Genomic DNA, 25,387 nt, shown 5'->3' on the forward strand with positions numbered 1-25,387 from the left:
GCCTACTACATCGACTACCGCAACTCTCGCCCGGATTATCTGGCGGCGTTCTGGAAGTTGGTGAACTGGGAATTTGCTAACGAAAACTTCGCGAAGTAACCGCGAAGTTTTTTGCTAGACGCTAGACGCTGGACGGGAGCGGAGCGCCGCCCGGACGGCAGACGCTGATTAGCGAAAACCCGACACTCACTCCCGAAGCACTAAAAAAGGGAGGTACCGAAAGGTGCCTCCCTTTTTTGTAACTAAGCGTCTTCCGTCTCCCAGGTGCGAAGCACCCCAGCGTTTCCCAGCGCGCCCAATGCGCGCCTCACGCCGTCACCCACAAACAGACCGCATCGTCCTCGCTGGTACTGACCAGCGCATGGCCCATGGTGCAGTCGTAATAAGCGCTGTCGCCTGCGAACAATTCCACCGGCTCATAAAATTCGGTGTAGAACAGAATCGAGCCGCTGAGCACGTATAAAAATTCTTCGCCGTCGTGGCGCACCCAATCGGGGAAATCGTCGAAGCTGCGCGAATGCACCCGGGTGCGAAACGGCACCATCTTTTTTTGCGTCAGTTCGGTGGCCAACAATTCGTGTTCGTAGGTCGGCGTCGGGTGGGGCTTGCCTTCGCCTGCGCGGGTAATATCGCGGCGGCCGCTGGCGCGGCTGTCGGTGCTCGGCTGAGCAAAGAGTTGCGGAATATCGATGCCGAGGCCATGCACCAGCTTGTTCACGGCGGTAAAGGTCGGCGATATCTGTTCGTTCTCGATTTTCGACAAGGTCGAACGTGCCAGGCCGGTGCGTTGGCTGGCTTCTTCGAGTGTCAGGTTCTGGCTTAAGCGAATGGCGCGTACGCGCTGACCCAGCTCCAGCGGTTCCAACGTGGCTTCATGGCCGTCTTTGCGGCTGATTTCCGGCGACGGCTTGGCTTGATCGTGCAGGAAGTGCGGGTCCATAGCGGCCTGTTTCCTATCAGAGACTCAACGACAACACCCGGGCTGTCTGCGCCAGGCGAGACGAGTATTGCATAGCCACCGGCAGCGGGAAACGCCGGAATGGCAAAAGTTGACCATTGGGTCCGCTTGTTTCCTATAGGAAATTTTTGTTGTTTTGGGAAAAAAGCATTGCTAGGCTCCGCGCCATTCCTGCCTAGCCTGCTTTGTGGAGATATTCATGTCTACTTCACCCGAATCCTTGCGTTATACCGCCAGCCACGAATGGGTGCGCGACCTCGGCGATGGCGTCGTTGCCGTCGGCATCAGCGACCACGCTCAAACCCAACTGGGCGACGTGGTCTTTATCGAACTGCCTGAACTTGGCCGTCAGGTGACCGCAGGCGAAGCCGTGGCCGTGGTGGAATCGGTTAAAGCCGCATCCGACATCTATAGCCCACTGGCCGGCACCGTGCTCGCCTGCAACGAAGCGCTGACTGACGCGCCAGAGCGGCTGAATGAAGACCCTTACGATGCCGGCTGGCTGTTTCAACTGCGCTTAGAAGACCCCAGCGTTATCAACGACCTGCTCAGCGCCGACCAATACAACGCCCAGCTCTGATTCAACCTGATTCCCGCCGGAGACTCGCCATGACCACTTCGCTGCACCAAAAGCCGCTCACCGCTTTGGCGGACGCCGGTTTCGCTCCACGTCACCTGGGCCCGAACGCCGACGACCAAACCGCCATGCTGGCCACCCTGGGCCTGAACAGTCGCGCCGACCTGATCGGTCAGACCGTGCCTGCAAGCCTGCGCATGGACGGCGCTCTGGCGCTCGACAGCGGCCGCAGCGAAACCGAGGCCTTAGCCGAACTGGCGCAGATCGCCAACCAGAACACCGTGCTCACCAGCCACATCGGCCAGGGTTATTACGGCACTCATATTCCCGCGGCCATCGCCCGCAATGTGTTGGAAAACCCCGCCTGGTACACCGCCTACACGCCCTACCAGCCGGAAATCAGCCAGGGGCGCTTGGAAGCGCTGCTGAACTTCCAGCAAGTGGTGATGGACTTAACCGGCCTGGACTTGGCTAACGCCTCCCTGCTCGATGAAGCCACAGCGGCGGCCGAAGCCATGACGCTGTGCCAACGCGTCAATCGTAAGAGCAAAAGCACCCAGTTTTTCGTCGATGCCGACACCCACCCGCAGACGCTGGCGGTGTTGCAAACCCGAGCCAAGTACCTGGGTATCGAACTGGTCATAGCGCCAGCCGCCAGCGTCGACGAGCACGACGTCTTCGGCGCCCTGTTCAGCTACCCCGGTTCCAGCGGGGTCGTCAGCGATCTACAAGCCCATATTGAAGCGGCGAAAAACGCCGGCGCCGTCACCGCTGTCGCCACTGACTTGTTAGCGCTGATGCTGCTGCGCTCACCCGGTGAACTGGGTGCCGATATCGCCTTCGGCAGCGCCCAGCGTTTTGGTGTGCCGCTTGGTTACGGCGGCCCGCACGCGGCCTTTTTTGCGGTGCGCGATGCGCACAAGCGTCAGGTTCCGGGGCGCATCATCGGTGTCTCTGTCGATGCCAAAGGCGGCCAGGCGTTGCGCATGGCGATGCAAACCCGCGAGCAACATATCCGCCGCGAGAAGGCGACCTCGAACATCTGTACCGCTCAGGCGTTGCTGGCGAACCTGGCATCTTTCTATGCGGTTTATCACGGCCCGGATGGCCTGCGCACCATGGCTGAACGAGTGCATCGTTTAACCGCCATTCTGGCCGAAGGTTTGCGCCGTAATGGCGTGGAACTGGCTGACCATTTCTTCGATACGCTGACTTTTAAAGCCGATGCCGAGGTGCACAATCGCGCCGTTAAAGCCGGTTGCAACCTGCGCCGTTTTAGCGATGGTCGTGTGGGTGTGAGCCTCGACGAAACCACCACAGCCGCCGATGTAGAACGCCTGTTCGCTGTATTGCTCGGCGACAATCACGGTTCAGATTTAGCCGAACTCGACGCTGCCGTATTAGCCAGTAACACTCCCGCGCTGCCTGCCGAACTGCGTCGCACCGACGCGGTGTTAAGCCACCCGGTATTCAATCGCTACCACAGCGAAACCGAGCTGCTGCGTTATATCAAACGTCTGGAAAACCGCGACTACTCGCTGGTGCACGGCATGATTCCGCTCGGCTCCTGCACCATGAAACTGAACGCCGCCGCCGAAATGCAGCCGGTCAGTTGGCCGCAGTTCGCCAACCTGCATCCGTTCGCTCCGGCCGATCAGGCCCGTGGTTACCAACAACTGGTCAGCGATCTGGAAACGCAATTGCTGGCCGTCACCGGCTACGATGCGCTGTCGATGCAACCGAACTCGGGTGCCCAGGGTGAATACGCCGGCCTGCTGGCGATTCGTCGTTACCATGAAGCCAATGGCGATGATCAGCGCACCCTCTGCCTGATTCCCGCCTCGGCGCACGGCACCAACCCGGCATCGGCTGCGCTGATGGGTCTGGATGTGGTCATCGTTAACTGCGACGACAACGGCAACGTCGATCTCGACGATCTGGCCGCTAAAGCAGAAGCAGCCGGCGATAAACTCGCCGCCTGCATGATCACCTACCCCTCAACGCACGGCGTGTTCGAAGAAGGTTTGAAGCAGCTGTGCGACACCATTCACCGCTTTGGCGGCCAGGTGTATCTCGACGGTGCCAACCTCAACGCCCAGGTCGGCTTGATGCAGCCGGGCAAGGTCGGCGCCGATGTCTCGCACCTCAACCTGCACAAAACCTTCGCCATTCCGCACGGCGGCGGTGGCCCGGGCATGGGCCCGATTGGCGTTAAAGCGCATCTGGCGCCTTACCTTCCGGGTCATGACAGTGTGAACAGTGAAGAATCAGAAGGCGCGGTCTCGGCGGCCACTTTCGGCTCGGCTGGCATTCTGCCGATTACCTGGATGTACAACCGCATGCTCGGCCGCGAAGGCCTGCAAGCCAGTACCGAAGTCGCTATTTTAGGTGCCAACTACTTGGCCGAAGCGCTGAAAGACGATTTCGATGTGCTCTATCGCGGCAGCAACGGCCGCGTCGCCCACGAGTGCATTCTGGATTTACGCCCGCTCAAAGCCGCTACCGGCATCAGCGAAGAAGACGTCGCCAAGCGCTTGATGGACTACGGCTTCCACGCCCCGACCATGTCGTTCCCGGTGCCGGGCACGCTGATGGTTGAGCCGACGGAATCGGAATCCAAAGCCGAGCTGGATCGGTTTATCGAAGCCATGCGCGGCATTCGTGCGGAGATCGCCAAGGTGGAAAGCGGCGAATGGGCGGCTGACGACAGCCCGCTGCGCCACGCCCCGCATTCACAAGCGGATTTGGTTGGCGAATGGACCCGACCTTACCCACGCGAGTTGGGTGTATTCCCAACTGAAGCGGTGAAAGCGGCCAAGTTCTGGCCAGCGGTGAACCGGGTCGACAACGTCCACGGCGACCGCAACCTGATGTGTTCCTGCCCGCCGATTGAGGCGTATCAGTAAGTCTGACGACATACACTCAGGCAGTTAGTCTACAAATAAATACAATTATCTAATTGCCTGGGTTCCAGCCTGATAGTCCCTACCAGCCCTTTTTAAAGCCATTTGCTTTAATCTCCATCTTCAGAGTGAATGACATATTCTCAAGCTGGCAAATAGTTCAAAGACAATCGAGAACAAATAAATACGAGTCATACAGTCTTAACCTAGCCAATCATATTGCCTAGGTGTAGCCTAGTTAAAAGGCAAAGTTTTAGTTGATACCATCTCTTTGATAGTGTTTTCATAATAAATTAAAACATCGATTAGGATTGGCTGTGTATATTAAGAAAACCATTAGCTCATCTGAAATTGAGTCAATGCTTGGGAAAGTTGGCAGTGACGTGATAGAGCTACCTGTTGGTTTCAAAAAACTTCGAATAGGAATATTGCCTAGAGTAGCCCAGCTTATCATTACTAAACTTAAAAAGAATCCAGAGAGGGAAGTTAAGTTTCCGCATTTGGACCTAAAAGACAATAAAAAAATAACATCAATTTTAGAAGATCCTCAATGCTTAACTGCGATCTTAATGAGCAATACTATTAGTTCAATTGATCAAGAAAATTTCAAACCAAAGATAAATAAAAATTTAATTGAAAGGTTCGAAAAATCACCATATTACAGAGGTCAAAGGTTACAACTAACGGCGGTTGACCATTCAATAGAAAAATACGCGTTCCCTAGTTTTTTTTATTCTTCAGAAGAACAAAATCAAGTCAAAAGCATTAGTTATTTCAAAAGCTTAATTAAAAGCTTTCTATCAGAAAAATCAAAGATATCTAATTTAAAAGATCAAGACATTGATTCAATTGCAACAATTCTACGTGAGCTGATTGAAAATACAGAACAACACGGCAAAAGTGATTTCAAGACAGGAAAAAATGATAAATCCATTCGATCCGTTATCATTGACTATCGCTTAATCAACAAAGAGCTAGATATACTATCTGTCACTGGAGAAAGGAATCGCATTCATAATTATCTCTTGGGGCTACAAAAAAAATACCAGACAATACATCTGATTGAAATATCTGTATTCGATAGTGGATCTGGAATAATAAAAACGCTTTCGTCGAAATACGACTTAAGAATAGATAACATATCTAATCAAGCAAAAGAAATTGAAAAAGCTTTTACTAAAGGGGTCTCGTCAAAACCGAATGGAAATGGTTACGGAAGAGGCTTAGATAAAGTAAAACACACCTTAAACGTTAGACAATGCTACCTCCAAATTAGAACTGACGAGCTCTCATTATATAGGGACTTCAATAGAAACCCTCTATCTGAACTAGAAAATGCCAGTGAGTCTATAAGTTTTTATGATGAAAAGACCGGAAGTGATAGCCAATATACTAAACTACATAAGGTGAGCGGTTTATCGTATAGCATTTTGGTGCCAATAAAATGAACTATTATTACACATACAAAATAGACTTAAGCCCGTCACTTAGAAATTTTTTAATCTGCTTCTACCCTGGTTTTGGGTTAGACTTCGATAGGCTTTCAACCGAAATAGCAGCACACTACAAAGACGCCTTTGTTTCTAAAAACTTAATCTTTATAACTCCTTCTTTTGCATATAATCAAATAAAAGATATAGCAAACGATAATGACAAATTAAAGAAACTTCAGGAAACAATAAATTCCAACCAAGAGTTGAATGTTCAAATAATATCCATTGATAGATCTGGTAGTCGTAAAGTTGAAAACTTCGGAAATAGTAAAAAACTTACATTAAGTCAGATAGACCTAACAATAGACATTGGCATTAGCAGAATCATCAAGACAAACAATGTAATTATAGAATCAAAGCCTCATTATCATTTTGCAAAACCCTCAAAAAAGCATTCAAATAAATTTATTATGAGTTCGAATGCCTTTCGTTCTCACAGTGAAACCATATTTTTTGCATTGATTGCTTTATCTTTTGTCAAAAACGACTTTACAAAAATATTTATCGATACCCCGGGAATTTATCAGGTAGCATTTGAATTAATCAGATTAAACTGTCTTTTCCAAAAAAGCACATTCACTGATATTGCTATCGATACTTTTGGTAGTTATGAAAAATTCAATGAATATGAATTTGAAAGCGATTCTTTGATACTCATTTCCGCATCAACCAGCAACAACTTAGAGAACCTTCTAGTACAAGATAAAAAAGTCGATAGAAGCACGATAATTTCATTAATATCCTCTAACAGCAACAGTTTAAATTGCGTAGCTAAATTAGAAAACTTAAAACATAAAACCGGTGATGACTATTTTTCAAAAATAGCATCTTTCAATGAGGATGAATGCCCTTTATGTTTAAATAATCATTCAGTCCCTATTCACTTAAACAGCGATCACTTTTCATTCGAACCACCTAGAACTGAAAAATATCTATTAAAAAGTATAGATTCCAACAAACAGCTTAGGTCATTAATCAGCCATTACAAAAAGTATAATGTTTTCAAATGCTTATTTGACGGACTTGACGGAAGTAAATACCCAACCCCTGAGTATTTCATTGACATAAAAAAACTTATTAAGAACTGTGATCACTTCAAGAAAAAAGTTTATAAAAAAATTGAAAGAGAGCTACCTCTCTATACCAGCCATATCATTCACTGTGACGATTCAGGCGCAAAAGAACTAGCACAACTTATAAACAATCATGTCAAAAGTCTGGGAACAACACTAGAAATAATTCCCGCCAAAGATATTAATGACGATATAAAAAACTCCAAAGGCATCACAGTTGTTGCAGGATCAATTCAATCAGGAAATGCTCTTTTAAATATAAGCAGATCCCTTCGAAATCACAGAAACTCACCTATAACCTACATAGTTGGCTTTGCTAAATACAATAGCTATATACAGTTAGAGAAGCTAAAGAATGATCTGATATTCTTCGACGGGGAGCATGGACAACATCAATTCCACTGTATAGAAAAAATAATCTTACCTATTCAAGAGGATAGAACCCATTCGTGGGACAAAGAAATTAAATTACTCAATAAACTGAGAGAAACCAATAAAAATAGCACTGATGTCTTAAGTGAAATCAACAAAAGAGATAACCATTTAAAAATTAGTAGATCAGTAGAAAAGATGGGGCTAGGCGAAAGATTATTTATAGATTCGCCATCTCAAAAACACTTGGAGTTAGGAGCAAATTTTGCTTTTTGGAACAAAGAAGATTCAGATGTAAGTTTTAAAAACCAGGGAACTATATATTTCACTATATCATCTATACTTCAGACCTTACGAACTGAAAAAAACAAAAGTGGTATAGCCCCTCTTGGAAAGGGATATATAATACGTCAACTTGATCCTCTAATTTTCGACCGTTTCAACGAAGGAGTAATTCAAGCCTCTTTTCTAAGAGCTGCTAGACCTAGTGAATTGAATTACAGCAGTGACAATTACGCAAGCGAAATAATACTCTCTTTATTGCTAAGAATGATAGAACACCCAGAGCAAAAAGAGTCAGAAGCACTTCCAGAGTTTTTATTAGCTCTTTGCCTCAATAAACTTCAAATAGAGAAAAAACTACTGAGAGAGTTAACAAATAAGAAACCAGAGAAATCTAAATACCCTTATCTTTGGGCCTTATACAATCACTTAGAATCAACGAACTTTGGGAACATCGAAGAAGACATTCCGTTTTAATTATCAACCCGCAGAAAGCTCACAAACCTATAACTTATCAAAAAAATCCCATCTAACTTTAATTTCCAGCACCTAGTTTTAGTAATTTCCAACTAAATTCACATATTCACTTAAGATATGCATATTTGAATATGTCTTGATGACAATACGAACTCACAACATCCTTGTTATAAAGATCTCAAAACTTTAAATTGCGTCACAAAATATTTTGAACAGCCTATACACTTATTTTGATACTGTTCAAACCTCCCGAGTCGCCACCGCCCCCGGCAAACCGCGATAAACCGCCTGCGCTACCAGCCCCGTAATCACCACCTTCACCAGATCACCGGGAATATAAACCGCCATAATCTGCGTCGAACGCAGCCAGGAATTGCCGGTCACCAACATAAAACCGGCGATGCCGAAGATATACATCACCACAATGCCACCGACGAAAGCGCCAATAGCCGCCGCTACGGCGAGGTTCAGGCGTTGCAGTCGCTGCGTCACCCAGCCGGTTACCAGCGCCGCAAAGGCCCAGCCAATGGCAAAACCCGCCGTCGGGCCGACGAACACCGCCAAACCACCGCGACCACCAGCCAGCAAAGGCGCGCCGAGTGCGACCACAAACAACAGCAACACCACCGCCAAAAAGCCACGCACCGGGCCAAGCATGACGCCCGCTAACATGACGCCGAGCGATTGGGCGGTAATGGGAATACCGCTTAAAAACGGCACCGGCGGGATCAATCCCAAGGCCGCAATCAGGGCGGCATAAAGCGCGATCTGTACCAGGCCCTGTTCCTTTAAAGAGTGCTCTTTCATGGTTGTGCTCCGTTTAGCGTTTCGAATCGGTAGGAATACCGCCGCGCGCGGCCAGCGCTTCGGCGACGTGATCGGACATGCGGATAGCGTTGATCAGCAGCGGCACGGCTAAGCGCCATTGGCGACGGCCACCACCACGGGCGCGCCAGGCTTCCAGCAGACTGGCGGTCAGCGCCATCAGCACCGGCACAAAGCGCACCAGCAAGGCGACCGCAAAGGCGATGCGATGCGGCGCCACCCCGACCCAGCGCAGCGGCCGCAGGATGGGCATCACCGCCGCCATCATGGCGTCCATCGACGTCGTCAGAGTGACCAGATTGGCCAGCAGCACCAGAATCAGCAGGCGTTGCAGCAGCACCAGACCGGCTTGCCAACCTTGAGTCCAGGTTTGGAACGCCAGGATCAGCAACAGAATCGGCAGAATGGGTTTAACCAGCGTCAGCCGCTGTAAGCCGCCCTCACCCAGGCTGGCATAACCGGCGATGGTCAACAGCAAGACGGGTAACAACCACAGAGGTTGCTCGATCGGGTACAGCGCTATGCTGATCACCATCAGCCCCGCCAGCTTCACGCCAGCGGGCAGACGGTGCAGCGGACTACGCCCGGCAATATAGAGGCTGATCACAACGCCACCCCGGCCAGGCTGGCCTGACGGTAGGCCTCGAGCATGCGCGCCGGTTCGCCGTCATCGCGCACCTGACCGTCCTCGAGCCAGATCAGCCGGTCGAAACCTTCCAGGCTGTCCAGTTCGTGGCTGATCATCAGCAGCTGTTGCGGCAACTGGTACAACCAGTCGAGCAGATGCAAACGGGTCGGGTAGTCGAGCGCGGAAAAGGGTTCGTCGAGCACAATCAGTTTCGGCTGCATCACCAAGACCGCAAAGATGCACACCAACTGCTTTTGCCCTTCGGACAGCGAATGCACCGGCCGCTCGGCCCAGTCGGCGCGGCCGTGTTGTTCAAGAAAAGCCATGGCTTCGACCTGCGCCTCGCGACGGTTGCGACCGAGATTGCGCAAACCAAAGGCGACTTCTTCAATCACCGTCGGGAAAATAATCTGGTGATCCGGGTTCTGAAAAATAAAGCCGACCTGCCCAGCCATGGCTTCGGGACCATCGACGGGGTTATGACCATTCACCCGCACCTCACCGGCACTGGGCTTTAGCAAACCATTGAGCAAACGCACCAGCGACGACTTACCCGAGCCATTATTGCCAATCAGCCCCAGGCGTCGTTCAGGCAGGTTCAGGCTTATCTCACTCAGCACGGTGCGGCCATCGCGCACCAGGCTGACGTTGTCGAATGTGATGGTCGCCTCGGTCATGGCGTCGTTCCGTTCCGTCAAAGCGGGCTACTCTAGCCCAGACGAAAAATCGCTGCCCATAAAACTTAACTGATGGCTATTTTTTGGCCTATTCAGCGCGCTTGCCTCAGCTCGGTCACTGATAGACACTGCCCCGCCTCGCTCGCACGGAAGTCACCCCATGTTTGAACTCACGCCCTTCTTTATCGGTTTGTTACTCGTCACTGGCCTGGCCGCTGGCATCATCAATGTGCTGGCCGGTGGCGGCTCTAACCTGACCATCCCAGCACTGATGGTTATGGGCCTGCCCGCCGATATGGCCAACGCCACCAACCGCGTTGGCGTCATGCTGCAAAGCCTGGTCGGACTGCGCGGTTTTAATAACAGCGACCGGCTGGAACGCTCGGACATGGTGCCCATCCTGCTACCCACGCTGGCCGGCGGCGCCGTGGGTGCGGCGGTCGCCTCCTTCCTGCCCAATGCGCTGCTCAAGCCGCTGCTGCTGGGCACCATGATTACCCTCTCGGTGGTGATGATCATCAAACCCAAAACCATCTTCCCCAGCCCGGACGAGCGCCCCAAACGCATCCGCGATAAGCCCTGGGCGGCGCTGGGTTTGTTCTTCACCGGTGTCTACGGTGGCTTCGTTCAGGCCGGCGTCGGTTTCTTATTAATTGCCGCTCTGGCCGGTGGCCTGCGTTATGACCTGGTCCGCGCCAATGCCCTGAAACTGCTCTGTGCCGGCGCTTTTACCGCCGTGGCCTTGGTAATTTTTATCGCCCACGGCCTGGTCGCCTGGGTACCGGGTTTGATTCTCGGAGTCGGCACCATGGTCGGCGCTCAGATTGGCGTGCGCCTGGCGCTGAACGTCAGCCAGACGGCACTGAAGTGGTTTTTGCTGTGCATGACACTGGCCGCCAGTGCGGCGGCCATCTGGCTTTAACCGTCGGCGTCCAGACGCTCAATCAGTTCGGCCAGGCGCTGACGTTCGGGCCACAGCGATTCGCGCCAGGCGCGCTGATTCAGGCGCCAGATCCAGGCGCCTAAGCCCAGGACGATCACGCCATAGATCGCCGTCAGCCAAGCCGGTCCGCTGTGGCCGCTGAACACCAGAAATGCACCCGTCAGCGGCAACAGCAGATACCACCACAGCACCTTGCGCAGCAGCAGAATCTGCTGGTCCAGACCCGCCAGCTCGGCCCGTAAAACCGCACGCACACTGTCATCCATCCGGCTGCGCCCCAGGCGCCGGGCGCCGAGCAGCTTAGCGACGATCAAAGCCGCGCCGAGCAGCGTCAGCGCTGCGCCCAGGCGCACCATTGGGATGCTGGTGTCGATCAATACCCAGACGAACACCAGCGCCACCAAGACAGCGCTGCCCATCTCACGCAGATCGCGCCGGTAAAGATCGCGCCTGCGTTGCTGGGCATCGCGCTGAACCTGCGCTACCGCAGTGCTCAGATCGGGTTCAGGTGACGACTGCCAATGGCGGGCAAAATCTTGCTGGTTCATCGGTTGTCCTCCTGCAAAGCCTTCGCCAGTCGTTTCTTCAGGCGGTTGACCTTAACGCCCACCGCATTGCTGCTCAGGCCCAGCACATCGGCGATTTCCTGGTAGGAATACTGCTCCAGATAGAGCAGCATCAGCGCGCGGTCGACTTCATTGAAGGACTGCAACGCCTGCGCTAAGGCTTCAAACGCCTGCTGTTGTTCGTTCACCGCCTGGGGGCCGGGTTCCTGGCTGGGTTGCTCGTCTGGGGAGTCATCGACTGTCGCTGGCGGGCGGCGTCGCAACTGGCTGATCGCGGTATTCAAGGCCACTCGATACAGCCAGGTGGCGGCGCTGGAGCGACCGGCGAAGCTCGGCCAGGCACGCCACAGCTGCAACAGAATTTCCTGCTGCAGATCGGCGGCCGACTCCGGACTGTCGCTGTAAGCGCGACACAGCCGGTGCAAGCGACCCGCATTAGCGTCGATCAATTGTTCAAATTCGCTCACCCAAGATCCCCAATACAACGACGATGACTGAGTTAGTCGCCACAGCGTCCACTTTATTACAACGACTGGCCCTGACCGACAGCCAGCCATTAGAATCGGCCGCTGATGTTCTGCCCGGCACCGCTATGCTCGAACTCACCGATCTGCAAAAAAATTTCCAACAGGCCGACGGCGCGGTGCGCGTGCTCGATGGCTTAAATGCCCACCTCGAACGCGGTCGCTCCGCGGCTCTGTTAGGCGAAAGCGGCAGCGGTAAGAGCACGCTGCTGCATCTAATCGCCGGGCTCGACCACTGCGACAGCGGCCTCATTGTGCTCGACGGCACCGACACCTCCGCCTTCACCGACTCCAATTGGGCCGCCTGGCGGCGCGACAAACTCAGCCTGATTTTCCAGAACTACCATCTGGTGCCAACGCTGACCGTGGCCGACAACCTCGCCTTGCAGGCACGACTGGCAGGACGTTTCGACGCCGCTTGGCGTGACCAACTGGTCGAGCGATTGGGTTTAACCGGCCTGCAAAAACGCCTGCCGCATCAGCTCTCCGGCGGTCAACAACAGCGTGTCGCCATCGGTCGCGCCCTGCTGCACCAGCCGGCGCTGGTATTGGCCGACGAACCGACCGGGAACCTCGATGAAAGCAGCAGCGCCGCAGTGATGAGTTTGCTGACCGAACTGGTGCGCGATGCCGGTGCCAGCCTGTTGATGGTCACCCACAGCCCGGCCATGGCCGACTATCTGGATGAACGCTGGCACTTGCGCAACGGTCGGCTTGAGACGTTGGCATGAAGCGAATGCTGCGTGTGCTGCTGACGCTGCTCAGCCATTACCGCCGTCACCCGGCACAGACGCTGTTTCTGGCGGTCGGTCTGGTCACCGGCGTCGGTCTCTGGTCGGCGGTGCAGATCATCAACGACCACGCCCGCGCCAGCTACAGCGAGGCCGACCAACTGCTCGGCGCTCAGGCCAGCCATTGGGTGCGCGCCCGCGATGGCGCCGGTATCGACCCGGCCGACTACATCGCGCTGCGCCGTGCCGGTTTCACCCAGCTTTACCCGGTGCTGGAAACCCGACTGGCGGCGGGAGACGAACCACTGTGGCTGATCGCCACTGATTTGCTGGCGTTGCCGCGTTCCGAATCGCCGCTCGGCGCCAGCGGCGGCGACTGGCCGAGCCTGATTCAGCCGCCGTTTCAGGCTTGGTACCCGCCCGATTTGGCGGCCGATTTCGGCGTGCGCGCTGGCGACCGTCTGCAACTCGACGATGGCCGCCAACTGCCACCGGCGGCGCTGCAACAACAGCCACAGCAAGGCCGGCGCATCTTTATGGACATCGGGGCCGCGCTTACCGTCTTGCAGCGCGACCACTTCAGCTATCTCGGTGTGGGCGAACCCAGCAGCCGCGAGGCCGACCGTCTTAGCACTGCCCTGCCCAGCGAACTGCAACTGGTCGATAATCGCCAGCGGCTCGACCTCACCCAGCTCACCGCCAGCCTGCATTCGCACTTAACAGCCATGAGTCTGCTGGCGTTCGCCGTCGGCCTCTTTATCGTCTTTAACGCCGTGCGCTTTGCGCTGCATCTGCGCCGGCCCACGCTGCATACGCTGCGCGAACTGGGTGCTTCCAGTCGGTTGCTCAGTGTGGCGGTATTGCTCGAAGCGCTGGTCTGGAGTGTCATCGGTACGCTGGGTGGTTTGGTGGTCGGCAAAGCTCTGGCAACACTGCTGCTGCCGCCGGTCGCCTCCAGCCTGCAAAGCCTCTATGGCGCTGTCGTCGGCGCCGATATTCAACTGGGCTGGGCGCGCATCCTGCTGGCCTGGGGCATTACGCTGGCCGGTTTACTGCTGGCTCTGGCCTGGCCGCTGTGGCGCGAGGCGCGGCAGAACATTCGCCAGGCGCGCTCGGCCAGTGACGACTGGGCCGCAGACAGCCAGGCCCGGCGCTGGCTGGCGCTGTTCGGTCTGGTTCTGGCCGTGGCGGCGGTCATCCTGCACGGTCAAATGACCACCGTGACGCAAGGCTTTGTCGTGCTCGGCCTGTCGCTGTTCGCCGCTGCCTTTGTACTGCCAATGTGGCTGGCGGGAGCCTTGCGATTGATTGAAAGTGCACTCCCAGAACACGCCTGGAAACTGCGCTGGGCGTTCAGCGATGCCTGGGCACAACTGCCGCAGGTACGCGTCGCCATGATGGCGCTGCTGCTGGCGCTGACCGCCAACCTCGGCGTGGAAACTCTGGTCGGCTCGTTCCGCTCGGCGCTGACCGCCTGGCTCGACCAACGCCTGGCGGCGGATCTCTATATTCAGGACGACAGCCTGCGGCTGGACGATTTCACCGCTAACGGCCAAGCGCCCTGGCTGATTGCCAGCCATCAACGCAACGGCACTCAGGTTCGCTGGGGCGGGCGGCCAACCTTGATTCGCGGCCTGAACACCGATGCACCCGACAGCCGCGCCCTGCCACTGGCCGACGCCAACGACCATCTGAGCGACTGGTTCAAGGGCAGCAGTCAGTGGATTCTCGCTAATGAACAAACCCATCATTTAGCCGGATTAGCGTTGGGCGACAACGTCGAACTCGACACCGCTCAAGGCACACAAAACTTCCGCATCGCCGGTTTCTTTCACGACTACGGCAGCCCCTATTTTCAGTTTTATCTGCCCTACGCCACGGTCGAACAACTCTGGCCCAACGCCTCGCCCGAAGGCTTGGCGCTGTGGCTGAGCGATGCGCCCGATGCCGAGCAACAGGCCGAAAGCGCCCTGCTCGCCGCCGGTGCCCAAGCAGGTGACTGGCTCAACCAGAACACCATCAAACGCGTGTCGCTGCGTATTTTCGACCGCACCTTCGCCATCACCACCGCCATGAATGGTCTGACGCTGAGCGTCGCCGGCATCGCCTTATTAGCGGCGCTGCTGGCGCTGCATCAACAGCGACTGGCGCATTATGCGCATTGGCGCGCTTTAGGCCTGCGCCACTGCGAATGGCTGTTAATCGTTGCGCTGCCGCTGGCTTTATTGGTGGCGTTGACCGGGCTCGCTGCACTGCCGCTGGGTGCCTTGCTGTCGTCGCTGCTGGTGCACGATCTGAATGTCCTCGCCTTCGGCTGGACCATGCCGCTGCAATGGCAATGGCCACCGGCGCTGCGGCTGGCTGCGTTGACCACGGCGGTGCTCGCCATCACGTTGCTGATCAGCCTGTGGCAGGTGCGGCGGCGCTTGCCGCAAGCGCTCAAACAACTGGGGGAAGACGACGCATGAGATTCGCCGCTTTGCTCATCATCGCACTCACCACCTCTGTGTTTGCCGACGACTACCAACTGCTGCGCGCCGACCCGACCGGTTACCAGCGCGCCGTCCCGAACCCGTCCATCGAGTTTCCGGCCGACCATCTGCCCCACCCGGATTTCCGCATCGAATGGTGGTATTTAACCGCCAACCTGACCGATCAAAATGGCGCAAGCTGGGGCCTGCAATGGACGCTGTTTCGCCAGGCACTGACACCCAATGAAGACCCCGGCGGCTGGGCCAGCAAACAGGTATGGATGGCGCACGCGGCGCTGTCGACGCCCGACGGTCACCGCTACGCCGAACGCTTTGCGCGCGGCGGCATTGGTCAGGCTGGAGTGGCGCTCAATGACCAAGGCGACTTCAACGCCTGGCTCGATGACTGGCAATGGACCGGCACCGGCGCTGCTTTATTTCCCGGTACGTTGGCAGTGTCGTTCGACAATATCGACCTGACGTTAATGCTGAATTCAAACACACCCTGGGTACTGCAAGGCGACGCCGGTTACCACCAGAAATCCGACCTCGGTCAGGCCAGCCATTACTACAGCCAGCCACATATTCAGATCGAAGGTGAACTGACCATCGACGGAGAAAGGCTTACCGTCAGCGGTCCCGGCTGGCTCGATCGCGAATGGAGTTCGCAACCGCTGGCGCCGAATCAACCCGGCTGGGATTGGTTCTCGCTGCATTTCGACGACGGCAGCGCCCTGATGGTGTACCAGTTGCGTAACGACAACGGCGAACCCTGGCTCAGCGGCACCTGGATCGACGCCAACGGCCAGTCGCGCGCACTCGAGCGCGATGCCATCGAACTGAGCGCCGACAACCTCACCACCTTAAACCTGCAAAACGGCGAGCAAAAAAGCCTGCCACTGAACTGGACACTGAGCTTGCCGCAGCGCAATCAAAGCTGGCGCATCCATGCGCCGCGACCGAGCAGTTGGCTGGCGACGCTGTTTCCCTATTGGGAAGGCCCCGTGGTCGCGCGCGCTCAAAACGGCGGCACGCCGGATGGCGTCGGCTACCTGGAATTGACCGGCTACTGAGTCGCCAAAAACTCCAGCGTATCGGCAAAGGCCGGCGAACGATCCCGCAGCCGAACCGAAAAACTCGCCACCGTGTCGGTATGGCTGACGCCATCGTATCGATGCCAGACAACCGGCACATTCTCGGCCAGTAAACGCGCCGTTAACTGATCAATACTGCGCGCGCCCACCACCTCATCGTCATTGCCATAAATCAATAACGCCGGCGGATCATCGGCGCTGGCAAAGGTAATCGGCTGAGTGTCGGGAATGCCATCGGCGGCGCCAAAGATGTTGATGTAGAGCGAATCGGTCAACGGCAAAAAATCATAAGGGCCGGACAACCCGACCCAGCTTTTCAGCCGCTGGCGATCAAAACCAGCTGCCTGCGCATAACGCTCATCCATGGCCAACAAAGCAACAATATGAGCGCCGGCCGAATGGCCAATCAAAACGAGGTCGCGATCATCACCAAGGCGTTTTTCCAACCAGGCCACCGCAGCAGCGCCATCTTCGACAAAGTCAGGAAAACTCACGTCCGGGTACAGCCGGTAATCGGGAATGGCGACTTCATAACCGGCTTCAGCCAGCGCCTGACCAACAAAGCGATAGGCATTTTTGTCGCCACTGTTCCAGCCGCCGCCATAAAAAAACACTAGCATGGGAGCCTCGGCGCGGGCTTCGGTGGGATGATAAATATCGACTCTTTGGCGTGGCAGCGGGCCATAAGCGAGGTCTTGCTCGCGCTCATAACCGCTGTGTGGCGTGATTAAATTCAGCGCCGGCAGACCACAGCCCGACAGCACCAGTGTTGCAAGGACGAGACTTAACAAAGAAAAACGCATGGCGAACCGCATCAAGGATGAAGGGACTTGATACGGCCGCCCGCGTTAAAAAGATCAGATCACCCATTGATCCATAAACTGATGCACCGGTGTCTGCTTCAACCGGTCGGCGTCGGTGCATAATTCGAAAATCTGCTGCACCCGTCCTGCCGGAAAACGTGTCGCCAGATTGGCGCGGAATTTTTGCTCCAATAACGGAATGCCCTGCTCACGACGACGGCGATGACCGATCGGATATTCCACCGCGACTTGCTGCGTTGAACTGCCATCGGTGAAAAATACCTGGATGGCATTGGCAATAGAACGTTTGTCAGCCTCGTGATATTCGGCGCTGTAGCGTTGGTCTTCGACGATTTCCATCTTATCGCGCAACCGATCGATTTCCGGGTGAGCGGCATGAAAATCATCTTCGTAATGTTCGGCTACTAAGTTGCCAAACAGCAGCGGCACGGCGGTCATATATTGCAAACAATGGTCGCGGTCGGCGGCGTTGGCCAAGGGTCCGACTTTGGAAATAATGCGGATTGCCGATTCGTGCGTAGTGATAACAATATGATCGATTTCATCGAGGCGGTCTTTCACTTGCGGATGCAAAGTCACCGCGGCTTCGGCTGCCGTTTGCGCATGGAATTCCGCCGGGAAACTGATTTTAAACAGCACGTTTTCCATCACATAGCTGCCGTAATCGCGCTGGAATTTAAACTGCCGATCGGCTTCCGGTTTTACCTGCTGATCTTTGTTGGTCTTGCTGAACAGCACATCATAAAAACCCCATTGCGGCGCGCTCAGTGCGCCAGGAATGCCCATCTCGCCGCGCAGTGCGATGTCGACCAAACGCACTGCTCTGCTGGTGGCATCACCCGCCGCCCAGCTTTTGCGCGAACCGGCGTTGGGCGCATGACGGTAAGTGCGCAATGCCTGGCCATCGACCCAGGCGTGTGACAAGGCGCTCAACAATTGTTCCCGCGTTGCGCCCAGCAGTTTGCCGACCACGGCAGTGGACGCAACTTTCACCAACACAACGTGATCGAGACCGACGCGGTTAAAGGAATTTTCCAGCGCCAGCACGCCCTGAATTTCGTGCGCCTTGATCATGGCTTCGAGCACGGCGTCCATGGTCAGTGGTGCTTCGCCACGGGCGACCTTTTGCTGCGACAGATGATCGGCCACGGCCAGAATGCCACCCAGATTGTCGGACGGGTGGCCCCACTCGGCCGCCAGCCAGGTGTCGTTGTAATCGAGCCAGCGCACGATGGCGCCGATGTCCCAGGCGGCTTTCACCGGGTCGAGCCGCAGTTGCGTACCCGGTACGCGCGCGCCGTGGGGCACGACGGTCCCTTCAACAATCGGGCCTAAATGCTTGGTGCATTCGGGAAAGCGCAACGCCAGCAAACCGCAGCCGAGGGTGTCCATCAAACAGTTGCGGGCGGTGTCCCAGGCTTCCGCGCTGGTGATGTCGTAGTCGAGTACGTAATCGGCGATGGCCTGAAGAACGCGGTCGTAATCCGGACGGTTGTTTGTATCAACGTTTGAAGACATGGGGTGTATTGGGTCCTGTGGTTGTTGTTGATGGGAGACGCTTGGGTGCTGCGCACCAGGGAGACGGGAGACGCCGATTAGCTAAGAGCAAAACCGTCGCCGCTATCTTGCGTCTCCCGTTTCCCGTTTAGCGTCCAGCGAATTCACCTCCGCTCCAGCGGAGTAAATTCCCTAATTTCCGGCCCGACGTAGTCAGCGCTCGGTCGGATAATGCGGTTGTTCGAGCGCTGCTCTTTAATGTGTGCGGTCCAGCCGGTGGTGCGCGCCATGACGAAAATCGGCGTGAACAGCGGCGTTGGAATACCCAGGCTGTGGTAGGCCGGGGCGTGAAAAAAATCAGCATTAGGGAAAAGTTCTTTTTCGCGCCACATCACGGCTTCGCAACGTTCGGCAATGTCGTAAAGGCGACTGTTGCCGTCGGCATCGGCGAGCCTTTTTGCCCATTTTTTAATGATGGCGTTGCGCGGATCGCTGGTGCGATAAACGGCGTGACCGAAGCCCATGATTTTGTCTTTGCGCGCCAACATACCAAGCAATTGTTGTTCGGCGTCGTCCGGGTCTTTAAAACCATCGATCATCGCCATGGCGGCTTCGTTGGCACCGCCGTGCAAAGGGCCGCGCAAGGTGCCGATGGCGCCAGTGACCGCGCTGTAAATATCGGTCAATGTGCTGGCCGCAACACGCGCCGCAAAGGTCGAGGCGTTGAATTCGTGTTCGGCATAAAGAATCAGCGAAGCATGCATTACTTTAATGTGATCCAGCGGCGGCGCCTTCTGATGCAGCAGCGTTAAAAAATGTTCGGCAATGCTTTCGGCGCCGCTGTCGGTGTCGATGCGTTTGCCGCTGTGACTGAAATGAAACCAATAACAAATAATGCCAGGAAAAGCCGCCAACATCCGTTCGATGGCGGCGTCCTGATCGGCAAAATTCGCTTCCGGTTCGAGCACACCGAGCATCGAACAGCCGGTGCGCATCACATCCATTGGATGCGCTGAAGCGGGAATGCGTTCCAGCGTTTCCAGTAAGGCTTGAGGTAATTCGCGTTTGGTGGCCAGACGGTCGAGATAATCGTCGAGTTCGGTGCGACTGGGCAGTTCGCCATGCTGTAGCAGATAGGCGACTTCTTCGAAATCGGCGCCGTCGGCGAGCGATTGTATGTCGTAACCGAGGTAGGTTAAGCCGCTGCCTTCCTGACCCACAGTACACAATTTGGTTTCGCCGGCGACCTGGCCTCGCAAGCCAGCACCGCCTAATTTTTTGTCCACCATCTTGGCCTCCTGTTTTTGGTTTTTATTCTTTTAGGTGTTTATTACTTCTGTGGTTTGGGCCAGGCCTGCCGGGAACTCTGATGCGGGGACGACGTAAATACATCCCTGTAGTCTTGGCTTCGGCATCCCTGCCTCAGACACCCCGCATCAGAGTTCCCGACATTCCTGACCTAGCGCCGGTAGTGGCTGCGTTAACGTGCATCGAAAACCAGAACAGCGCTATTTCCCACTAAACAACGCATCCAACTTGGCTTCGTAATCGTGATACCCCAGGACGTCATACAATTCTTCGCGCGTTTGCATCCGCTCAACCACGGCTTTCTGATCGCCGTTGTCAGCAATACTTTGATACACCATCAAAGCCGCCTGACTCATGGCGCGAAACGCGCTTAACGGATAGAGCACCATGGCCACGCCGACCTCGGCCAGCTCGCTTTGGTTAAACAACGGCGTCTTGCCGAACTCGGTGATGTTGGCCAGCACCGGCACGTCGAGCGCCTCGGTGAAGGCGCGGTAATCGTCGAGCGTGTGTACCGCTTCGGCGAAGATGCCGTCGGCGCCGGCTTCGACACAGGCGCGGGCGCGGTCGAGCGCGGCCTGCAAACCTTCCTGGGCGAAGGCATCGGTACGGGCCATCACAAAGAAGTCAGCGTCTTTGCGGGCATCGACGCAGGCTTTAACGCGGTCGACCATTTCGGCGCTGGAGACGATTTCTTTATTCGGGCGATGGCCGCAACGTTTTTGCGGCACCTGGTCTTCGATATGAATCGCCGCCACGCCGGCGCGTTCCATTTCCGCGATGCAACGGGCGATGGAAAAAGCGCCGCCGAAACCAGTGTCGATATCGACCAACAGCGGTAAGTCACAAGCGGCGGTAATGCGGCGCGCGTCTTCGGCAACGTCGTTCAGAGTGGTGACACCCAGGTCGGGCAAACCAAAAGACGCATTGGCTACGCCGCCGCCGGACAGATAAATAGCCTGATGCCCGGCACGCTGCGCCAGCATGGCGCTGTAGGCGTTAACGGCGCCGACAATCGACAGCGGTTGGTGGTTGGCTAAAGCCTGGCGAAAACGGTTTCCGGCGCTCATTGGGGAGCCTCCTCGGTCAGTTGCTCAAGTACCGCCCGGGCCGAGCGGATATGGCGTTTCATCAGCAGCGCGGCGAGTTCACCGTCGCGCTGGCGCAAAGCCTCATAGATGCGCTGATGCTCCTCCAACGCCTGGCGCGGTCGCCGGCGCTGGTTGGCGGATTGATAACGGAACATGCGCACCCGCTGGTACAGCTCGTCGCACAGCAGGCTGATCAGCCAGCGGTTACCACTGGCCTGAATGATCTTGAAATGAAAGTCGAGGTCACCGTCCTGCTGAATGTAGAACTGACCGTCCTGGTCGTCCAGGTAGCGGGCGTGGCGTTCAAGCACGGCACCGAGTTCGTCCAGCTCGGCCTCGCTCATCAGCTCGGCGGCGAGCTCACAGGCGAGCGATTCGAGGTTTTCGCGGATCTGGTACAGCTCGATCAATTCGGCCCGGTCGAAGCCGACCACCTGAGCACCGACATGCGGCACCTTGCGCACCAGTTTGCGGCTTTCCAGGCGACCCAAGGCTTCGCGCAACGGCCCGCGGCTGATGCCCAGATCGCGCGCCAGACCGGATTCGCGCAGCCGGCTCAGCGGCGCGATCTCGCCCTGAATGATGGCATCGAGCAATTGCTGGTAGATGCGGTCGGTCTGGGTGCGTGCTTCCATGAATTGTCTACAATATTTAAGTTGGCGCGATTAAAAGACATTGATATCGCTATTACAACCTTATTTTGTAGACAATTAGTCGAAGCCAGCTAATGAACAGGTCGTTTGAACAGTCGTTGTAACCGGAGCGGGCATCGCGGTAGCATCGAGCCCCAGACCAAGCCAACCACGCCGTATCGGTACTGCCATGAGCACCATCGACATCCGTTTGCTGCAAACGCCTCAGGATCACCTCAGCGGCGACACTGAGCAGACCCTCTATGACAGTCTGGCCGAGCAGGGCCTGGTGCTGCGCAAAGCCTGCGACAACGGCGCTTGCGGCATCTGTCGCTGCCGGCTGATGTCCGGTGCGGTGGATTATCGCGGTCGTCATCCGCATGGTTTGAATGGAGGCCAGCAGGCCGATGGCTGGATACTGCCGTGCATCGCCTTTCCCAAGGCCGATCTGAAACTGAACCATTTGCGTCTGGAAAGCTGATGAGCACTTTCTATTTTGATCTTTATTACGCCGGCGAGTGTCTGGAAGGCTTCAGCGAAGCAGAGGTACGCCGCGATATGGCCACCCTGTTCAAGACCGATGCCGGGCGCATCGCCCGCTATTTCACCGGCCATGCCGAGGTCATCAAACTGCAGGTAGCCGAGGTCACGGTGCCGCGCTATCAAGCCGCTATGAAGGCAATCGGCGCGACCTTGATTGTGGTGCCGGCAGGCGCTGAACCACCGGTGATCGATGCGCCGGACAGCGCTGAACCGGTTGTGGTGGATACCTCTACGCTCAGCCTGGCGCAAGCCGGCACTGAATTGACGCAGCGGCAGCAACCGGCCGAGGTTGTTCAGGTCAATGTGTCGTCGCTGTCGCTGTCCGACAGCCCGGCTCCGCTGCAGCAAGGCCGCGATGACGATACGCCCAAGCCGCCCGATACCAGTCATTTGTCGTTGTCGGGAGACGCCTAACGGGAGACGCTAACTAGCCAGCGTCTCCCGCCTCCCGTTAAGCGTCTCCCGTATTCAATAGCCTCAATCAACTGGCCTTTCCCCGGCCAAGCACCTAGCATTGCCGCCTCTGTTTGCAAAGGTCGCGCATGTCGTCTCCATCTCTATTCAAGTCCCGCTCTCATCAATCTGCGTTCAGTGAACCGGTTTTCCGTCCCTACTTTCTGGCTTCCTGCTTTGCCACCCTAGGCACCTGGATCGTGCGTTTTATGATCGGCTGGAGCGCCTGGAATCTCACTGAATCCGCCTTTTGGGTGGGCACGGTCAGTGCGCTGCTATTGGTGCCGACCTTTGTGTTCTCGCCGCTCTTTGGTGTGGTCTCCGATCGCATCGATACCCGCAATGGCATCGTCACGACGGCGGTCTGTAACTCGGTTATCGCCATAGCCATCACCTTGCTGTTTGCTCTCGACCGCTTAGGCATTGAGCCGCTGTTGCTGTTTGCCCTGGCGTTTGGCAGCGTGACCGCCGCGCACCAGCCGATGCGGCTGGCATTGATGCCGCGCCTTCTGCCGCGCAACCTGTTGCCCAGCGGCATCGGTTATTCGGCCATCGTCTTCAACACCTCGCGCATTATCGGGCCGGCATTAGCGGCGGCTTTGCTGACCGTAAGCAGTCCGTTTTGGGTGTTTGCGCTGGCAACAGCGCTGTTTGTTACCACGGCGATCTTGCTGCTGCGCCTGCCCCATGCGGCGGCCGCCAAACGCTCACAACCGGCGTCGTTATTGACCGACCTGCGCGCCGGCTTCGGTTTTATCGCCGCCACGCCGATGATCCGACTGATTCTGGCGATGACGCTGGTTAACGGTCTGCTCGGTCGTTCGGTCACCGAGTTGCTGCCGGCGATTTCCGGTCATCTGGCCGGTGGCACGCCCAGCGCACTGGCCACCCTGACCGCCAGTGCCGGCGCCGGTTCCATTCTCGGTGGCTGGGTGACGTCGCGCCAAAGCGGCAATCCCGGCCGCATCAGCAAGCTGGTCTATGCCGCTCTGTGCCTCAGTGCTCTGGTGTTGCTGCCGGTTATTACCTTGCATGGCCTGCGTGCCATGGTGCCGGTCATTTTATTGTCGAGCCTGTTTATGACCATAATCGGTACCGGCAGCCAGGCGCTGGTGCAGTTGACGGTCGATGATGCCTATCGCGGCCGGGTGCTGAGCATCTGGTCGATGGTCAGTCTGGGCGCACCATCCATAGGCGCTTTCGCTATGGGTGCGGTGGCTGAAAGGCTGGGTTTCGGTTGGACGCTGCTGGTCTTTTCGTTGTCGGCTTTGGCGCTGACCGCCCTGCTGTGGCGCCGCCGCTATTGGTTTGTCGCTCTGGAAGACAGAGCCCCGACGTCGCCTTAATGCGCACGATCGGTGTTCAACGACTATCCTGCCGTTAGGCGCGTGAAAAAGGACAGCCGCTTTTGTTCCTAGGTAATACTCCCGAAGAGATCGAACTGCAGCGCAAGCTGCTGCTGATGCGTTTTTTTGTCATCACCGGCAACCTGGTCATGGCGCCGATGCTGGTGGTGTCTGTGCAGCACGGCCGCTGGCAGAACGCGATCATTCTCGCGGTCATGATTGCGCTCACCGTTTATCTGGTGCTGCGCGCCCATCGGCACCAGCAAACCCGGCAGGTCAGCCGTGTGCTGTCATTATTGCTCTGGGTCTTTACCGCCTATCTGATGATCAGTGGTGGCTATGCTGGCACCGGCATTTACTTTGCGTTCGGCCTGCTGGTATTGATGATCATGCTCGCCGGTTTGCGCTTTGGCGCTGTGCTGGGGATCAGTTATCTGCTGTTGATGGTTGCTGTGCAGGTGATGCAACCGGACTTTGCTTATCAATACCCGGTTTCCAGTCAGGTGCGGTTGTTGATTGCCTCGGCGTTTTTAGTCTTGCTGTTGCTGATTGCCGAGTGGATTCACTTGCAGTCCTATGTCGCCATCAAGCTGACGGTGGAAAAACATCAACGCAATTCGCTGACCGATCCGCTGACCACCCTGGTCAATCGCGCCGGCCTGGAACGCAGTCTGAGCCTGTGGACCGATCCCTATCAACCGGCTGCGGTGGCGTTGATCGATATCGATCATTTCAAACAGATCAACGATCAATACGGCCATGCCATTGGCGATATGGCGCTGGCGACCGTGGCCAAAGTATTGCGCAATAATCTGAAGCAGCACGACATTGTCTGTCGTTGGGGCGGCGAGGAATTTGTGGTGATTTTTGAGCAGCTTAACTTGCAACAGGCGACCGAAGTGGTCGACCAGTTGCGTGAGCTGCTGGCCGACCGGACCTTTAACCTCGAGGACCAAGAAATCAAATTACGCTTCAGCGCCGGCGTTGCCAGCTTTACTGGCAACCAGGGTTTCACCGGCGCACTGCAACAGGCTGACGCCCGCGTCTATCAGGCCAAACGCGCCGGACGCAACCGGGTTATCAGCAGCGACGATTGACG

24 protein-coding genes are annotated in these 25,387 nt (G+C 55.8%); 13 read left to right on the forward strand and 11 right to left on the reverse strand.

Going from position 1 to position 25,387, the window contains the following annotated elements:
- The first annotated feature begins 9 nt into the window (after positions 1–9).
- Positions 10–99, forward strand: a complete 90-nt coding sequence (locus tag ABMA60_RS17360; protein WP_392805970.1) for a Fe-Mn family superoxide dismutase — start codon at positions 10–12, stop codon at positions 97–99.
- A 208-nt stretch (positions 100–307) separates the two neighbouring features.
- Here ABMA60_RS17360 and ABMA60_RS17365 read toward each other — a convergent pair whose 3' ends face one another.
- Positions 308–940 carry a helix-turn-helix domain-containing protein gene (locus ABMA60_RS17365; protein ID WP_392805838.1) on the reverse strand — a complete coding sequence of 211 codons (633 nt, stop codon included), beginning with the start codon at positions 938–940 and terminating at the stop codon, positions 308–310.
- Positions 941–1,157: 217 nt separating this feature from the next.
- Here ABMA60_RS17365 and gcvH point away from each other — a divergent pair, with 217 nt between their 5' ends.
- The 4 genes from gcvH (at position 1,158) to ABMA60_RS17385 (ending at position 8,135) form a co-directional block, all read left to right on the forward strand.
- Complete coding sequence (gene gcvH, locus ABMA60_RS17370) at positions 1,158–1,538, forward strand: glycine cleavage system protein GcvH (RefSeq protein ID WP_392805841.1); 381 nt, start codon at positions 1,158–1,160, stop codon at positions 1,536–1,538.
- Positions 1,539–1,567: 29 nt separating this feature from the next.
- Positions 1,568–4,441, forward strand: coding sequence for an aminomethyl-transferring glycine dehydrogenase (gcvP, locus tag ABMA60_RS17375; RefSeq protein ID WP_392805843.1), 2,874 nt, complete (start codon positions 1,568–1,570; stop codon positions 4,439–4,441).
- A 314-nt stretch (positions 4,442–4,755) separates the two neighbouring features.
- Complete coding sequence (locus ABMA60_RS17380; protein ID WP_392805846.1) at positions 4,756–5,886, forward strand: hypothetical protein; 1,131 nt, start codon at positions 4,756–4,758, stop codon at positions 5,884–5,886.
- The gene (locus tag ABMA60_RS17385; protein WP_392805848.1) at positions 5,883–8,135 is read left to right on the forward strand and encodes a hypothetical protein; all 2,253 of its coding nucleotides are present in this window, start codon (positions 5,883–5,885) and stop codon (positions 8,133–8,135) included. The genes ABMA60_RS17380 and ABMA60_RS17385 overlap by 4 nt, the downstream gene beginning before the upstream one ends.
- 240 nt (positions 8,136–8,375) lie before the next feature.
- On the opposite strand, the gene ABMA60_RS17390 is transcribed toward ABMA60_RS17385, so the two are convergent.
- The 3 genes from ABMA60_RS17390 to ABMA60_RS17400 are packed head-to-tail and all read right to left on the reverse strand — an operon-like array spanning position 8,376 to position 10,265.
- The gene (locus ABMA60_RS17390; protein WP_392805850.1) at positions 8,376–8,942 is read right to left on the reverse strand and encodes a biotin transporter BioY; all 567 of its coding nucleotides are present in this window, start codon (positions 8,940–8,942) and stop codon (positions 8,376–8,378) included.
- 13 nt (positions 8,943–8,955) lie between these two features.
- Positions 8,956–9,567, reverse strand: coding sequence for an energy-coupling factor transporter transmembrane component T family protein (locus tag ABMA60_RS17395; RefSeq protein ID WP_392805854.1), 612 nt, complete (start codon positions 9,565–9,567; stop codon positions 8,956–8,958).
- Positions 9,564–10,265: an energy-coupling factor ABC transporter ATP-binding protein gene (locus tag ABMA60_RS17400; protein WP_392805856.1), complete on the reverse strand. Its 702-nt coding sequence runs from the start codon at positions 10,263–10,265 to the stop codon at positions 9,564–9,566. Before ABMA60_RS17400 ends, ABMA60_RS17395 begins: the two co-directional genes overlap by 4 nt.
- A gap of 160 nt (positions 10,266–10,425) precedes the next feature.
- Between ABMA60_RS17400 and ABMA60_RS17405 the strand changes: the two genes are divergently transcribed.
- Positions 10,426–11,187 carry a sulfite exporter TauE/SafE family protein gene (locus ABMA60_RS17405; protein ID WP_392805859.1) on the forward strand — a complete coding sequence of 254 codons (762 nt, stop codon included), beginning with the start codon at positions 10,426–10,428 and terminating at the stop codon, positions 11,185–11,187.
- On the opposite strand, the gene ABMA60_RS17410 is transcribed toward ABMA60_RS17405, so the two are convergent.
- The gene (locus ABMA60_RS17410) at positions 11,184–11,756 is read right to left on the reverse strand and encodes a hypothetical protein (protein WP_392805862.1); all 573 of its coding nucleotides are present in this window, start codon (positions 11,754–11,756) and stop codon (positions 11,184–11,186) included. The genes ABMA60_RS17405 and ABMA60_RS17410 overlap by 4 nt on opposite strands.
- Positions 11,753–12,241: an RNA polymerase sigma factor gene (locus ABMA60_RS17415; RefSeq protein WP_392805865.1), complete on the reverse strand. Its 489-nt coding sequence runs from the start codon at positions 12,239–12,241 to the stop codon at positions 11,753–11,755. Before ABMA60_RS17415 ends, ABMA60_RS17410 begins: the two co-directional genes overlap by 4 nt.
- Positions 12,242–12,264: 23 nt before the next feature.
- On the opposite strand from ABMA60_RS17415, the gene ABMA60_RS17420 reads away from it, so the two are divergent.
- The 3 genes from ABMA60_RS17420 to ABMA60_RS17430 are packed head-to-tail and all read left to right on the forward strand — an operon-like array spanning position 12,265 to position 16,573.
- Positions 12,265–13,029, forward strand: a complete 765-nt coding sequence (locus tag ABMA60_RS17420) for an ABC transporter ATP-binding protein (RefSeq protein ID WP_392805868.1) — start codon at positions 12,265–12,267, stop codon at positions 13,027–13,029.
- Positions 13,026–15,497, forward strand: a complete 2,472-nt coding sequence (locus ABMA60_RS17425; protein WP_392805870.1) for an FtsX-like permease family protein — start codon at positions 13,026–13,028, stop codon at positions 15,495–15,497. Before ABMA60_RS17420 ends, ABMA60_RS17425 begins: the two co-directional genes overlap by 4 nt.
- Positions 15,494–16,573, forward strand: coding sequence for a lipocalin-like domain-containing protein (locus ABMA60_RS17430; protein WP_392805873.1), 1,080 nt, complete (start codon positions 15,494–15,496; stop codon positions 16,571–16,573). The genes ABMA60_RS17425 and ABMA60_RS17430 overlap by 4 nt, the downstream gene beginning before the upstream one ends.
- Here the strand turns inward: ABMA60_RS17430 and ABMA60_RS17435 are convergent.
- The 5 genes from ABMA60_RS17435 to ABMA60_RS17455 form a co-directional block, all read right to left on the reverse strand.
- On the reverse strand, positions 16,567–17,397 hold the full coding sequence (locus ABMA60_RS17435; protein WP_392805876.1) for an alpha/beta hydrolase: 831 nt from the start codon (positions 17,395–17,397) through the stop codon (positions 16,567–16,569). The two genes, ABMA60_RS17430 and ABMA60_RS17435, sit on opposite strands and share 7 nt — an antisense overlap.
- 54 nt (positions 17,398–17,451) lie before the next feature.
- Positions 17,452–18,936 (reverse strand): 2-methylcitrate dehydratase, encoded by a 1,485-nt coding sequence (gene prpD, locus ABMA60_RS17440; protein WP_392805879.1) that lies wholly within the window; start codon positions 18,934–18,936, stop codon positions 17,452–17,454.
- A 143-nt stretch (positions 18,937–19,079) separates the two neighbouring features.
- On the reverse strand, positions 19,080–20,204 hold the full coding sequence (prpC, locus tag ABMA60_RS17445; RefSeq protein WP_392805882.1) for a 2-methylcitrate synthase: 1,125 nt from the start codon (positions 20,202–20,204) through the stop codon (positions 19,080–19,082).
- Between the two features lie 219 nt (positions 20,205–20,423).
- On the reverse strand, positions 20,424–21,293 hold the full coding sequence (gene prpB, locus ABMA60_RS17450) for a methylisocitrate lyase (protein WP_392805885.1): 870 nt from the start codon (positions 21,291–21,293) through the stop codon (positions 20,424–20,426).
- A complete protein-coding gene (locus ABMA60_RS17455) occupies positions 21,290–21,949 on the reverse strand; it encodes a GntR family transcriptional regulator (RefSeq protein WP_392805888.1) in 660 nt (219 codons plus the stop codon). Before ABMA60_RS17455 ends, prpB begins: the two co-directional genes overlap by 4 nt.
- A 187-nt stretch (positions 21,950–22,136) precedes the next feature.
- Between ABMA60_RS17455 and ABMA60_RS17460 the strand changes: the two genes are divergently transcribed.
- The 4 genes from ABMA60_RS17460 (at position 22,137) to ABMA60_RS17475 (ending at position 25,385) form a co-directional block, all read left to right on the forward strand.
- Positions 22,137–22,427, forward strand: coding sequence for a 2Fe-2S iron-sulfur cluster-binding protein (locus ABMA60_RS17460; RefSeq protein WP_392805891.1), 291 nt, complete (start codon positions 22,137–22,139; stop codon positions 22,425–22,427).
- Entirely contained in the window at positions 22,427–22,903 is a 477-nt protein-coding gene (locus tag ABMA60_RS17465; protein ID WP_392805894.1) for a hypothetical protein, read from the forward strand. The genes ABMA60_RS17460 and ABMA60_RS17465 overlap by 1 nt, the downstream gene beginning before the upstream one ends.
- Positions 22,904–23,031: 128 nt before the next feature.
- Positions 23,032–24,288 carry an MFS transporter gene (locus tag ABMA60_RS17470; protein WP_392805897.1) on the forward strand — a complete coding sequence of 419 codons (1,257 nt, stop codon included), beginning with the start codon at positions 23,032–23,034 and terminating at the stop codon, positions 24,286–24,288.
- A gap of 62 nt (positions 24,289–24,350) precedes the next feature.
- Positions 24,351–25,385 carry a GGDEF domain-containing protein gene (locus tag ABMA60_RS17475; protein WP_392805901.1) on the forward strand — a complete coding sequence of 345 codons (1,035 nt, stop codon included), beginning with the start codon at positions 24,351–24,353 and terminating at the stop codon, positions 25,383–25,385.
- Positions 25,386–25,387 lie beyond the last annotated feature (2 nt).

The sequence above is a fragment of the Saccharospirillum sp. HFRX-2 genome, assembly GCF_043196805.1.
Classification (GTDB): Bacteria; Pseudomonadota; Gammaproteobacteria; order Pseudomonadales; family Natronospirillaceae; genus Saccharospirillum.